This window comes from Nitrospira sp. (assembly GCA_016788885.1).
GTDB lineage: Bacteria > Nitrospirota > Nitrospiria > Nitrospirales > Nitrospiraceae > Nitrospira_A.
This window is the reverse complement of record JAEURX010000027.1, coordinates 1-12,764: the sequence shown is the minus strand read 5'-3', so window position 1 is coordinate 12,764 and position 12,764 is coordinate 1. Positions and strand designations below refer to the sequence as shown.

Here is a 12,764-nt window from a genome sequence, read left to right as displayed (position 1 = left end):
GCATGGTGCATGTGATGGCGGCTTTCACGGACTTCGTGGTTCATGAGGGAGCATGTGAGCAGTAGAAATCAGAGTTCCTGAGTTTGGCGGTGGTGTTGACCAACCATACAAGTACCCACCAAAGGTTTTCTCAGAAGACGCTGACCAGCGTTGGCTTGAGACGCAGGTCCTTAGGCTTGTTGCGAAGCTGACAGCGTTTGAAAGTCGGGTCAAGGCGCTCGCATCCTGTGTTTATCCGAAGATAAATTCGAAGGCCGAAGACGGTTGCTGCTCCAGACGTTGGCCGTCGTGATTCCACTCATGAAGGCGGGGATGTGGTGGCGCCGGAGATTCGCGATCGATTGGAACGGGAGGGGCCTGACTGCCGGCGCCAGGCGCGGCAGACATTAACGTCGTGGTCAGCGAGCTGGCCAGCGCGGAGAACGGTCCCGTGGTCTTTGCCTCCTCCACCGGCAAGCAATATTCGCTGGAAGATCAAGCCTGGGGAAACGGCGCCTTTACCAAGGCGTTGGTGGAAGGCCTGGGCGGCCAGGCTGACTATACGGGCAAGGGCACGATCAGCATCAATATGCTGGACCTGTATCTGTCTGAACGGGTCAATCAACTCACCGGTGGGAAACAAACGCCCACGACCACCAAACCCAACACGGTTCCAGACTTTCCCATCGCCCTGCGACGCTAGGGGTCGTTCAGCCTTTTTCCGGCGTTCTCTTCCCTGCATGGCGCGGCCTGTCCCTTCGCCATGCGGGGATGTCAAACAGAGTTGCGCTCGCTCCTGGCCCCTCATGTTCTCTTGCCTCTTTCGCCTAACCTCTGATTATTCAAAATGATTCGCTTTCGTTGCCTCCATCGCTCTTGCCTGCGAGCCCGCTGGCACCAGGGTTGCCATACCGCATGGGCATAACCCATTACGGAACGGAGGGTGTCATGTTGGAACTCGCGCTCATCGTCTCGATCAGCATCCTGGCAGCACTGGATTTTTTGAACGTGGGGTCGGAGGCGCATGGACCTGGGCCCCTCCAACATGAATAACGCCGGACGCGTCTGAATGTTCATTCCAGGAGGTGTGTGGTGGGAAACTTTCTGTTCGGAGCGATTGTTGCGGTGCTGGGGCTTGCCTATGTCGGAGGGTGGGGCCCGGCAAGCGAAGCGGTTGGCCACATTGTGGACGTGCAGCAACTCGGGGATGTGGGTCTCGTCGATGAGGTCCTGGACGCGGGTGTGCGTGTCACGACGACGATCAAGAATGAGGGCAAGGAGGGCTTCCTCCATGTGAGGGCCCGATTGTCCAGTTCAGAGGGAGAATGGAGCCGCGAGCAGAAGCTCCACTTCAACCGTGGTGAATCCAAAGAGCTGGCGTGGTTTTTCAGTGAACCCTCGGTCAACGCGGCCAACGTTCAATCTTGGGTGGAAGTCTCGCCGGGTGTCAGGTCGGTGCAAGAATCAAAAAGAAAGACGATCTGACCTTGCCGGTACGTGATCGATGAGCCTGCTGCCTTCTGCTACAGATTTCGCTGCCTGACTGTCGCGTCTGTCCACGGACCTCTTGTGTGTGGCGTCAAGCCGGCTAGGAAATCCAGCGCATTTGCCGGACCGGCCCCATCCTTGCCCAGGCATTGCCTTTGCTCATTCCTGAAAGAGGATGTGTCAGGACAGGTGTCTCTGTGACCAGGAGACGACCTCGAACCCTTCTTCACCTGGGGGTGCACCATGGCGATTGAACAGCGTGCGGAGGACAGCGGCCAGATCACGCTGAGTGTGATCAAGGCGGACATCGGCGGGTTTGTCGGGCATTCGGCGATCCACCCGGCCCTCATGAATTGCGCGAACGAGAAGCTGGCTGTAGCGAAGAGCAAGGGGTTGCTGGTCGATTATCACGTGTCGGCCTGTGGGGATGATTTGCAGTTGATCATGACGCATCGCCACGGCGTCGATCATGAACCGGTTCACCGGGTGGCGTGGGAGACGTTTGAGTCCGGCACCGCAGTGGCCAAGGAGCTTCATCTGTATGGTGCGGGGCAGGATTTGTTAGCTGATGCGTTCAGCGGAAACGTGCGTGGACAGGGGCCCGGCGTCGCCGAGATGGAGTTCGTCGAGCGGAAATCCGACCCGGTGCTGATTTTCATGGCGGATAAGACGTCTGCCGGGGCGTGGAATCTCCCCCTGTATAAGATGTTTGCCGACCCGTTCACGACCGCCGGCCTGGTGATCGCCCCGACGCTGCATCAGGGGTTCCGCTTCGAGGTCCACGACATCTACAAGCACACAAAAATTTTCTTCGATTGCCCGGAGGAGGTGTACGACATGCTCATGTTCATCGGGTCGCCGGGCAAGTATACGGTGAAAGCGGTGTATTCGAGGGCGGACGGGACCATCGCCGCGGCTACCTCTACGGAGCGGCTGTCGTTGATCGCCGGGAAATATGTCGGCAAGGACGACCCGGTCATGATCGTCCGTGCGCAGCAGAACTTTCCGGCGGTGGGGGAGGTGCTGGATCCGTTCCGTTATCCTTGGATCATCGAGGGCTGGATGCGAGGCTCGCATTATGGTCCGCTCATGCCGGTCTCGGTGAAACAGGCGACTCCGACCCGGTTCGACGGCCCTCCACGCGTCGCCTGTCTCGGGTTTCAACTCGCCAATGGCCGATTGATCGGGCCACGGGATATGTTCGACGATCCTTCTTACGATGAGGCGAGGCGGGATGCGAATCGCACCGCCGACGTATTGCGTCAGCATGGGCCGTTCGAACCGCACCGGCTGCCGCTGGAGGATATGGAATATACGACGATGCCGCAGATCATGAAGAAACTTGAAGGGCGATGGACTCAGCTCTAGCAGGATGAGGAAAACGTCCGCGAGCAGCGTTCTCGCAAAGACACTGCCGCCTCATATCTCGGCGGCGTTCACAAACGTGACGCGCGTTATTCCGCCCGTCGTGAACCTCAGCGACTCACCGTGCCGCACGAGTACGATTCGCCCCCAGGCCACTGGGCGTTCACCGAGCTCGAACGGCCTTTTGGCACATCCGTAGTGTATGCTGACGCGAGACGGTGTGTGGAGTTCAATGCGCGCTATGATGCAAGAGACGAGTTGCTCCGCGACTTCCTTGGTGTCGTCATTCAACGGAGCGTGATGAGTCCTGTCGATCAGGAGGCAGTGGCACGGGAATGGCTGGCGAGCGGCTTCAGTTGTGATCTTTGGGTTGATCCGCCCGGTCAAGTATGGGAGGATTACCGCCACGCGACCGACGAATTGGTCATGCTGATCGTCGGCCGGTTGGAACTGGAATTCGGTGGGCGCTGTCTGAGGCCCGTCGTGGGTGAAGAAATCCAGATTCCGGCCGGTGTGTCCCACACCGTGAGAAATATCGGTGGGACAACTGCTCAGTGGCTCTACGGGTATAGGCGGATGCAGACAGGCTGATGGACTGACTCACGGAGGGAGAGGAGCCGATGCCGACAACGACGCAATTTGTGGTGAGTGGACAGAGCAAACCGGGTGTGCTGGCGGAGGTGGCGGCCGTACTCGGCGCTGCCGGAGTCAACATCAAAGCCTTTTCCGCGCCAGAAGTCACGGGGCCCGGCAAACTGCGGTTGATTGTGGCAGATGTCGACGCCGCGCGGATCGCACTCAGAAAATCTAAGATCAAGTTCCGCGAGGAGACTGCCTTGATTCTCAGTCTGGAGAACAAGCCCGGGGCCTTGAAGCAGGTGGCCGACTCGCTCACCAGAGCCCGTATCAATGTCAAATGTGGTTATTGCACGCCCTCGCGGGAAGGCAAACGCGCCATTGTCGTCCTGACGGTGTCCAACACGACGAAAGCGCTCGGGGTGCTGCGCACTCATTCGCTCGACGAATTTTAGCAGGCTCCGCTCCTACATGCTTCTCACGTAGGAGGCCATGCGCCGCTGCATAGGCGGTTTCACGTTCATCCATATCGAAGGATGCTCAAAAAGACTCTCCAGCAAGGCCGTAGCAAGCAACGAGGCGACGCGTACTTGAGTGGTACGCGGAGCCTCGTTGCGACGTGAGAACGCCGCTGGGAGGCTTTGTCAGCATCCCGGTGATCTCCTCCATGCAGAGGGAGAAGCAGACCGGCACCCGTCGTCTCTTTCTCCCTCTCTTCTTACTGATTCTGACCACGTGGCTGAACGGTTGCTCGGGATGGGCACCGGCTCGTCCTGTCTATCCGCCGGGATACCCGGTGGGTTTTGTTGAACGCGGAAGTGCCTCGTGGTATGGCCCAGGTTTTCACGGCAATCGCACGGCGAACGGGGAAGTGTATGATATGCACAAACTCACGGCGGCGCATCGGACGTTGCCGTTGGGGTCGGTGGCGGTCGTGCGTTCACTGACGACCGGCCGGCAGGTCACCGTCCGGATCAATGATCGCGGCCCGTTTGCCCGTGGGCGAATCTTGGACCTGTCGCTGGCCGGCGCACAGGCGGTGGGCATGGTCGGGCGTGGTACCGATGAAGTTGAACTGCGTGTCATCAGCTACCAGGGAGGGGCAGGGGAGATGGGCGTCCTCCGTGTGCAGGTCGGTTCCTTTGCCGATCCCGCCAACGCATCCGCTCTGGTTTCACGCCTGCGCGGAGCCTACCCAGGCAGCAGGGTGGTGGCCGTCGATTTGCCCGAAGGCCGCCGATACCGCGTCTATGCAGGACAGTTTCAGACCGACGCCTCGGCAGAGCAGGCTGCCGGGCATCTACGGCGGGCCCTCGATACCGACCCGTTTATCATACGGGATGACAGTGCGGGGGCCTTCGTAGGGAGTCCCTAGCATGACGGATCCGGGCCACGAAGCCAAATTATTGATATTGTGATGGTTTGGCGGCGGGTAGGGAATTGTGGTAACGCTTGATGCGACTGCCTGCCTGTGCTAATTGTAATACGCAATGGATGAAAGTGATCCGAGAGGACCAGTTCTGGTCGTCTTCTCACGACATACGGCAAGTCTTGCAGTTCGGACCCAGCGCTTCGAACTGATCCACGCACTCAACATTCACACACACAACCTCATTCGGGTTCTCTAGCCTCGATAGGTCTTATGGACATTATCGTACTGATATTCCTCATTCTCTTGTCGGCGGTCATCTCGGTCGTTGAGGTGGGATTTTATTCCGTCAACGACACGAAACTCAGGGCATTGGCCGACGCGGGAAGCAAGCGGGCCGACATGGCCCTGCATCTGCGGACCGATCCGCAACGGCTGCTGCTGACCATCCTGGTGGGAGACCGCCTGGTCGATACGGCCACCGCCTCCCTGGCGACGATCATTGCCTTGAATCGGTTCGGAGGGCAGGGACTGGAAGGCGTGCTGGGCGAGGCTTTCGCGGTGCTGGTCGGTATTCTCACGTTTGTCCTCTTAGTGTTCGCCGATCTCGTTCCGAAGACCCTGGCGGCCAAATATTCGGTTCCGGTCGTGCTCAATATGGCCTATCCGGCCTACGCGGCGCAGCAGGTGTTGACGCCGATCATGTTCTTCGTCGTGCCGCTGATCTATAAACTCACCGGCGGTAAGGGGCTCAATGTGCCCTTCGTCACGGAAGAAGAGCTCAAGATCATGCTGGATCAGAGCAGCAAGAGCGGCGCGATCGAAGCCCAGGAAGTGAAGATGATCAAGAACGTCTTCCAGCTCAAGGACATCACGGCGGAAGACTGCATGACCCCGCGCATCTACATGTTCTCGCTCGACTGCAATCAATACCTGCGCGAGGCGAAAGAACTCCTGTTCAAGTCCAAGTACTCGCGCATTCCGCTGTACGAAGGCACGCTCGATAACATCATCGGCATCCTGTACAAGACCAAGGCCTTGACCGCGCTGGCCCAGGGGCATACCGAAATGAAGCTGCGGGATATCGCGCAGCCGGCCTTGTTTATCCCCCATACGAAATCCGCGGACGATTTGATGAAGCAGTTCCAGCTGGACAAGCGTCACATGGCGATCGTCGTGAACGAATTCGGCGGCGTCATGGGGCTCGTCACGTTGGAAGATTTGCTGGAAGAGGTGGTCGGCGAAATCGTCGATGAAACGGACATTACCGAAGAGCTGATCAAGCGCATCGGCAAAAACCAGATCCTGGTGCACGGACGCACAGAAGTCCGGAAGGTCAACGACTTCCTCAAGGTGGATTTAGGCGACGATGCGGTGACGATCAGCGGCCTGATACAGCACGAGCTGGGGCGGATTCCGAAAGTCGGCGAGGAAGTGCATATTGCCAACTGCCGGCTGGTCATTCATGAGGCGGATCCACGGGTCATCAAGAGTGTCCAAATCTACAAAGAAGACAAGCATCCCGCTCTTCACGACCAACCGGTCGAAGAGCATGTTCCGGTCACGCAGGCGTCACTAGATCGGTAAACTCCGGTTCCGTCAGAACCTTCACTCCCAGCTTCTGCGCCTGGGCGAGTTTCGAGCCCGGATCAGCGCCCGCCACCACATACGACGTGTTCTTACTCACACTCGACGACACCTGTCCGCCTCGCCCTTCGACCAGCTGTTTGGCCTGGTCTCGACTGTACCCCGTCAGGCCGCCGGTGAAGACGAAGGTTTTGCCCGCCAACGTCTGGCTGTCGGCCCCGCGTTCGGCTGCCGGTGCTTCGATCGTGAGTCCCCGTTCTACTAGCCGATCAATCACGTCCCGATTCCGGGCCTCACTGAAAAATGAGGCGAGACTGGCGGAAATCTCCGGGCCGATCTCGCGGACCTGCAGGAACTCCTCTTGGGTGGCGGCCATCAGTCGCGGGAGTGTACCGAACTGCTTGGCCAGCACCTTGGCAATATGCTGTCCAACCTGACGAATGCCAAGCCCCATCAAGAGTCGCTCCAGCGTGACGGATTTGCTCCGTTCAATGGATTCCATGAGCAGGGTGGCCGATCGATCGGCGAACCCCTCCAGCGTCAATAGCTGTTCCTTTGTCAGACTGTACAGATCGGCCAGGTCTTTCACCATTCCCGCATCGACCAACTGGGCCACCGTCTTTTTCCCCAGGCCGTCGATATTCAGCGCGCTCTTCGACGCGAAGTGTTCGATCGCGCCTTTCAGCTGGGCCACGCAGACGGTGTGGCCGGTGCAATAAAAGTAGGCGCCTTCGCGGGCGACGGCCGATCCGCAGACCGGACAATGGTCGGGCATGACGAACGGATCACGGCGTATTTCCCCCGGAACCGGGACGCGTTCGGCAATGGCGGGAATCACATCGCCCGCCCGCTCGACCTTCACCGTATCCCCGACGCGCACATCCTTTCGCGCCACCTCGTCGGCATTGTGCAGGGTCGCGCGGCTGATCGTGACACCGCCCACCTCCACCGGTTTGAGCAGCGCGAGCGGTGTCAGGGTGCCGGTTCTACCGACGGAGACGGCGATATCCTGGATGACCGTAATTTCCTTTCGCGGGGCAAACTTGTAGGCGATGGCCCAACGGGGACTACGCGACTTGCTGCCGAGTTGATCCTGCCAATCACGCCGGTCCAGTTTGACCACGACGCCGTCGATCTCAAACGGCAGCTCGTCCCGCATCGCGTCGGTGCGCTGATGAAAGGACAACACCTCGTCGATGGACCGGCAACGCTGTCGATGTTCCGGGACGGGCAAGCCCCAGGTCGCGAGGGCGTCCAGTTCGTCCCAATGGGTCGGCGGAGCCTGACCCGAGAGCGCCATGATGTCGTAGCAGGTCAGCGTCAACGGGCGGGAGGCAGTGATCCGGCTGTCCAACTGACGCAAGGAACCGGCTGCGGCGTTGCGAGGATTGGCGAAGGCTTCCTCTCCCCGCTCGGTCATCCGGCGATTGAGCGTTTGAAACTCATCCAGGCGCATGTACACTTCACCACGCACGACCAGGTGGGCGGGCATGGCCGGGCCAGGAGTGAGCTGGAGGGGCAGGGCGCGAATCGTCCGAAGATTGACGGTGACATCTTCACCGATTGTGCCGTCTCCGCGCGTTGCGCCGCGCACAAATCGTCCCTCATCGTAGACCAGTTCGACCGACAGCCCGTCGAACTTCGGCTCGGCGGTGTAGACGACTTGTTCGGTTTCCAACTCGCGTTTCATGCGGGCGTCGAACGCACACACATCCTCCTGATCGGTCATGGAGTCGAGACTCAGCATCGGCTTCTCGTGCGAGACCTTTGCGAGTTCCGCCAGCGGCGGTGCCCCGACCCGCTGGGTGGGTGAGTCGCTGGTGATCAGGTACGGATGGGCGGCTTCCAGATCGACCAGTTCGCGAAAGAGTCGGTCGTATTCCGAGTCGGAAATCTCCGGCCGATCCTTCGTGTAATAGAGATGGTCGTGGCGTCTGATTTCTCGACGGAGGGCTGCGATGCGTTCTTCGATGGGACTTGGGGACATGGTTTGGTCACTCACGGATGAATTGTGCGGCAAAACTGCGGATCTCGTGTCCATTGAGCACATGGAATCGTCGCAACCGATCGATCATCTGGCCCGAGAAGCGACTGAGCGGGATCGGCACCAGCCGCCGGCCGAATTGTTTGGCGATCTGCCGCCAGCGCGCTTTGGGGGCTACGGGGGTCACCAATGCCAGATGGGTTTCCCGTGAGTGGACAGCTCCGGCTGCGATCAACCGCTCTTCGAGTGTCTTGGCGAATCCGAGCGCCTCGTCGGTCCAAATGTCCGGAATCGGCCGGGGTGGAAAGATGAACAGCGCGCCGCCATAACGTGATTGGCCGATGCCGGGTGCCACCATGTTCTCCAGAAACGGCGTGGCATAGAAACAGAGTGTAGACTCCTGCGCATGTTCCGCGTACCAAGTCGCTTGCCAGTTGTATTCTTCTGGGTCGGCAGGGGTATCGAAAAGAAAAATCACCGTATCGACATTTCCCCGCGCGGGGGGAATCTCTTTGACATACAGCTCCAGCCGTTTCGGGCGACCGCCGGGTTGTCGTTGATGCCAGTGGCGCAGGCTTTCCCGGATGTCGAGTCCGTCTTTCATCGAGGTCGTAAATTTTTCACTTCTGGCCAGATCGGCGCCGATGATCGCCTTGGCCTGTTCCCGCACGTGCGTGTGGAAGCTTTCAATTTTGGTATCTTCCGGCGGCCAGGAACATTGGCGATTGGGATTCCAGAGGTATGACCAGCGGCGACTCGTTCGACGCGCCGGACGAGGACGGAGTGACAGTGAGCGCCAGGACAGGGGCGTCCCCTGGAGCCGGTTCGTAGCCTGCACCACCTGATCGTCAGGCAGGGCCAATTGACCGAGTCCGACTGAGAGGTGCGGCAGGTGGCTGTGCTCGATATCCTGGTACGAGTAGGTCTTGGCGGTTTCGAGGAGGCGGATCGCAAAATCATCTCCGGCCATTTGTTTGGCCGCGAGCACGAGCGTGTAGAGATCCGGTGTGAGGCGACGGTCCAGGAGCGCGTGATTCCGCACGTATTGCAGGTACAACTGCAGCAACTGCGGTGTCACCCAGGTCGGGACGCTCTGGCCTTCCTCATCGTGGGCCGTTTGCCAGCGTGTCCGGGTTTCCAAGAGCAGTTCTTTGATTCCGTCGATGGAGAGGTGACGGTCTGAATGTACGCTGGCCCGGCGGCGTTCATACAATTCCGTCATGAACGGCAATTCACCCAACATGAAGTAGAGCGACGCCGACTCGACCAGGTAGCGTTCCGGACGGCTGACCTGCTGGTCCGATTCCTGATAGTCGGTGCGCCGTTGGTAGGCCTGACGAATCCAAGGCCAGTCAGCCAGGTGACAGAGACAGAGGGTCCGTTCATATTCCATTTCCAGTTGATGGAGTTGAAACGCCATCCAGGCCACGCGAGCCTGCTGCTGAGAGCCGTCTTCCGGCGGCGTCAGCGTCGGCAGGATGGCGGCGGCAAAGGCGGCATAGGGCAGCTGCTTGAGGGCGTAGGCATCAGGGGAGACGAAGGGGAGCGGCTCGAAGGTCGTGGTGTCCCGGTCGATATAGGCGCGATAGATGCCTTCTCCGATGGCGACGCGGACGCCCATGATGACAGGCTGACAGGGATCAATCGGGACGTAGTTCACCCGTCTGCCGTCCTCCGACTCGCGTTCTTGTTGTACGATCACGCTGATGGTCGGCAGATCGACCACCGCCTCTTCCACCGGCAATTCGAACGACGGGGGGAGCGGTACCGCCAGGCAATCGTACCGGCGATCGGTCAGGCGGTCGCGGACTTCCTGGGCGACATCACCACTGCCATGCAAGACTGGAAACAGGTCGATACGCGGCGAGAGACGAAAGACGGCATCGGAATGAGACGAGGGCGCTGCCATTATCGGCCGGGGTGTAAAGGGTCATCACTTTCGAAAAAGAAATCACCGAGTCCGCGCGGGAGGGCCTGATCGCCCAACGCGCGCTTGCGTTTGCGAGACTGGGTCGGCAGATCGAGGGCCTCTTCGCCCAAGACTTTGATGAGCGATTCTCTCCAGGCGGCATCGGCGGCCAAGGGATGGGCAGGATCCTGGGCGCGTCGTTTCAAGGCATATTGCAGGAGATGGATGCCGTCGCGTACGGAGTATTCGAGGCTGAGTTGATGGGCCTCCTGCAGGAATTCTACCGTGAGGGCTAGCATGTCGGCCGGGGCGAAGGGCAAGTGATACCGCAGAATCGCCAGTTCGTCGTCGCGTGTGGGAAAGCCCATGCCGAGTGTCGGTTGCAAGCGGGACAGAATGTAGTCCGGCACTTCATACGTCGAGGCGTCTTCGTTCATGGTCACGCAGCAGCGAAAGTCCGCATGCGCCCGGATGAGCAGGCCTGCAATGATCGATTCCACGCAGCGCCGGTGATCGAGCAGCGGAGCCAGAGAGGCCCAGCTTTTTTCATTCATCCGGTTGCCCTCGTCGAGCACGCAGATGCTGCCGGTGAGCACTGCCGTGACGAGCGGCGACGCGTGGTACGTGATCGTTCCGGATTCTGCCAGCACCGGCGTGATCAGCAGGTCTTCGGGGCGGGTGTCCGCGGTGCATTGGAAGACGTAGAGGTCCTGCTTACGCTCTCGGGCGCCCGCCATGGCCAACGTGGTTTTGCCGATGCCTGGTTGCCCGGTGATGCGAGGTGAGAGCGGGAGGTCGCGTTCATCGATCACGAGCCAGCAGGCCAGCAGTTGCTTCAGAATTTCCCGATTGCCGATCCACTCCTGGGCCATCGTCATCGGTTGGGCCAGGTGTAGCGTGATCCCGTCGATCGAAATGGTGCGTGCTGCGGCCTGGTGCGGACTGGATGCCATGGTCTTCTGTGTCGGTGATTGGATAGAATAGGCGGATCGGAATTCTTGAGCGAACCGTAGCATAGGGGCAGGGAGGGGGTCAAACGCCTGACTGGCCCATTTCACTTTGACTTTCGCTGCCTTGGACCGTATTCTACCCCCTTTCGCCGACTGCGAACCGGGAGCGGATGCGGCAGGACCACTCTCCCCCGGGGTAATCGATTGCCGACCATTCAGATGGCCGCAACGAAGGAGCGATATGATGACTGAGCGAGATGGATCCATGAGGCGCACGGCAGTACGGTCCCTTGGGCTGCTGGTCCTATGTGGTCTGGGGTTGAGCGGATGCGTGATGTCGGAAAAATATGAGGCGGAGAAGGCGCGCAGCCTCAACTTTCAGCGTCTTCTGGCGCAGGAAGAAAAACGCAGCGCGGAATTGGACAGCGAAGTCAAACGAGGCAAGCGTGAGCTGAGCGACTACGAGGCCCGCAATCGTGAACTGAGCGCCCAGGTGGAAGCGGTGCGTCAGCAGGCAGCCCAGATTCAGGAGGAGGCGCAGGCCATGAAAGAGGCCAGCCTGCTGGAGAAACGGGCTCAAGAGGACATGAAGCGCCTGACGACCATCCCGAAAGCCAAAAAAGCGGCGCCGAAGAAAGACTTTGCCGCGGCTGTGGATGAAGCGTTGAAGACGGATGTGCCATCGGATCTGGGCCTGGGGTCAGCAACCGGCACGGCCAAGGATGCGTTGGGTCAAAGTGACCTGATGGAAAGCGTGGGCGCGACTGCCGCCTCGGCGACCGGCACGACGCACACGGTGCGACCCGGTGAAACCTTGTATCGCATCGGTCAGAAATACCATGTCGCGCCGGATCAATTGCGCAAGTGGAACAATTTGAAAGATAACACCGTCGGAGTCGGGCAAAAGCTGATCGTCAGCCAGCCGTAACGCGATCAGCCGGACATCGGTATGACCAAGCAGCACTATTCACTGACCCTGGACGAGTTTCGTGGTCTCGCGACGGAAGGTAATCTGATTCCGCTTTATCGGGAGATCCTGGCGGACTATGAGACGCCGGTGTCGGCGTTCGCCAAAATCGACCAGGGGCCGACCGCCTATCTCCTGGAAAGTGTCGCCGGCGGGGAAAATTGGGCGCGCTATTCTTTCCTGGGAAGCGGCTCTTCAGCCGTGCTTCATGAAGAAAAGGGCGATTTGATTCTGACCCGCGGGAAGAAACGCCTCAAGATTCAGAGCCGGGGCAACCCGCTGGAACGTGTGCGCGAGTTGATGGAGGAATATCGGCCGGTGACGGTACCCGGCCTGCCCCGGTTTGTCGGCGGCGCAGTCGGGTACTTGAGTTATGACGTGGTGCGGACCTTCGAAGAACTGCCGTCCCTTCGTAGAGATAGTCTCGGGATGCCGGAACTGGCCTTTCTGCTGACCGACACCCTGCTGATTTTCGACAACGTCTCGCAGAAGATCAAAGTCGTCGCGAACGCCTATCTCGAATCGACAACCGATCGCGCCATCCGCGAGGCCTATCGCCATGCCACGGCGCGGATCGAAAAGATGATCGC

12 protein-coding genes are annotated in these 12,764 nt (G+C 59.6%); 9 read left to right on the top strand and 3 right to left on the bottom strand.

Annotated features, from left to right (window positions below; all coding sequences use genetic code 11):
- The first annotated feature begins 394 nt into the window (after positions 1-394).
- The 7 genes from JNL86_07660 to JNL86_07630 all read left to right on the top strand — a co-directional run bounded on the left by JNL86_07660 (position 395) and on the right by JNL86_07630 (position 6,364).
- Positions 395-682, top strand: a complete 288-nt coding sequence (locus tag JNL86_07660) for a hypothetical protein (protein MBL8042778.1) — start codon at positions 395-397, stop codon at positions 680-682.
- A 389-nt stretch (positions 683-1,071) separates the two neighbouring features.
- Positions 1,072-1,464, top strand: coding sequence for a hypothetical protein (locus tag JNL86_07655; protein ID MBL8042777.1), 393 nt, complete (start codon positions 1,072-1,074; stop codon positions 1,462-1,464).
- 246 nt (positions 1,465-1,710) lie between these two features.
- Positions 1,711-2,835 carry a fructose 1,6-bisphosphatase gene (locus JNL86_07650; protein MBL8042776.1) on the top strand — a complete coding sequence of 375 codons (1,125 nt, stop codon included), beginning with the start codon at positions 1,711-1,713 and terminating at the stop codon, positions 2,833-2,835.
- Between the two features lie 297 nt (positions 2,836-3,132).
- The gene (locus tag JNL86_07645; GenBank protein ID MBL8042775.1) at positions 3,133-3,423 is read left to right on the top strand and encodes a cupin domain-containing protein; all 291 of its coding nucleotides are present in this window, start codon (positions 3,133-3,135) and stop codon (positions 3,421-3,423) included.
- A 29-nt stretch (positions 3,424-3,452) separates the two neighbouring features.
- Positions 3,453-3,863, top strand: a complete 411-nt coding sequence (locus tag JNL86_07640) for an ACT domain-containing protein (GenBank protein ID MBL8042774.1) — start codon at positions 3,453-3,455, stop codon at positions 3,861-3,863.
- 164 nt (positions 3,864-4,027) lie between these two features.
- The gene (locus JNL86_07635; GenBank protein MBL8042773.1) at positions 4,028-4,783 is read left to right on the top strand and encodes a septal ring lytic transglycosylase RlpA family protein; all 756 of its coding nucleotides are present in this window, start codon (positions 4,028-4,030) and stop codon (positions 4,781-4,783) included.
- Between the two features lie 267 nt (positions 4,784-5,050).
- A complete protein-coding gene (locus tag JNL86_07630) occupies positions 5,051-6,364 on the top strand; it encodes an HlyC/CorC family transporter (GenBank protein MBL8042772.1) in 1,314 nt (437 codons plus the stop codon).
- On the opposite strand, the gene ligA is transcribed toward JNL86_07630, so the two are convergent.
- The 3 genes from ligA to JNL86_07615 are packed head-to-tail and all read right to left on the bottom strand — an operon-like array spanning position 6,339 to position 11,210.
- On the bottom strand, positions 6,339-8,351 hold the full coding sequence (ligA, locus tag JNL86_07625; GenBank protein ID MBL8042771.1) for an NAD-dependent DNA ligase LigA: 2,013 nt from the start codon (positions 8,349-8,351) through the stop codon (positions 6,339-6,341). The two genes, JNL86_07630 and ligA, sit on opposite strands and share 26 nt — an antisense overlap.
- Positions 8,352-8,358: 7 nt before the next feature.
- Entirely contained in the window at positions 8,359-10,257 is a 1,899-nt protein-coding gene (locus JNL86_07620; GenBank protein ID MBL8042770.1) for a hypothetical protein, read from the bottom strand.
- Positions 10,257-11,210 carry an AAA family ATPase gene (locus tag JNL86_07615; protein ID MBL8042769.1) on the bottom strand — a complete coding sequence of 318 codons (954 nt, stop codon included), beginning with the start codon at positions 11,208-11,210 and terminating at the stop codon, positions 10,257-10,259. The genes JNL86_07620 and JNL86_07615 overlap by 1 nt, the downstream gene beginning before the upstream one ends.
- 238 nt (positions 11,211-11,448) lie before the next feature.
- On the opposite strand from JNL86_07615, the gene JNL86_07610 reads away from it, so the two are divergent.
- Both JNL86_07610 and JNL86_07605 read left to right on the top strand, forming a co-directional pair.
- Positions 11,449-12,135, top strand: coding sequence for a LysM peptidoglycan-binding domain-containing protein (locus tag JNL86_07610; GenBank protein ID MBL8042768.1), 687 nt, complete (start codon positions 11,449-11,451; stop codon positions 12,133-12,135).
- A 21-nt stretch (positions 12,136-12,156) separates the two neighbouring features.
- Positions 12,157-12,764 (top strand): anthranilate synthase component I (locus JNL86_07605; GenBank protein ID MBL8042767.1); only part of this gene is annotated, 608 nt, incomplete at its 3' end.

What these genes read in the sequence shown, in the direction of transcription:
- JNL86_07650 (MBL8042776.1), top strand. Translation starts at nt 1,711, where the DNA reads ATGGCGATTGAACAGCGTGCGGAGGACAGCGGCCAGATCACGCTGAGT.
- JNL86_07645 (MBL8042775.1), top strand. Translation starts at nt 3,133, where the DNA reads ATGAGTCCTGTCGATCAGGAGGCAGTGGCACGGGAATGGCTGGCGAGC.
- JNL86_07640 (MBL8042774.1), top strand. Translation starts at nt 3,453, where the DNA reads ATGCCGACAACGACGCAATTTGTGGTGAGTGGACAGAGCAAACCGGGT.
- JNL86_07630 (MBL8042772.1), top strand. Translation starts at nt 5,051, where the DNA reads ATGGACATTATCGTACTGATATTCCTCATTCTCTTGTCGGCGGTCATC.
- ligA (MBL8042771.1), bottom strand. Translation starts at nt 8,351, where the DNA reads ATGTCCCCAAGTCCCATCGAAGAACGCATCGCAGCCCTCCGTCGAGAA.
- JNL86_07620 (MBL8042770.1), bottom strand. Translation starts at nt 10,257, where the DNA reads ATGGCAGCGCCCTCGTCTCATTCCGATGCCGTCTTTCGTCTCTCGCCG.
- JNL86_07615 (MBL8042769.1), bottom strand. Translation starts at nt 11,210, where the DNA reads ATGGCATCCAGTCCGCACCAGGCCGCAGCACGCACCATTTCGATCGAC.
- JNL86_07610 (MBL8042768.1), top strand. Translation starts at nt 11,449, where the DNA reads ATGATGACTGAGCGAGATGGATCCATGAGGCGCACGGCAGTACGGTCC.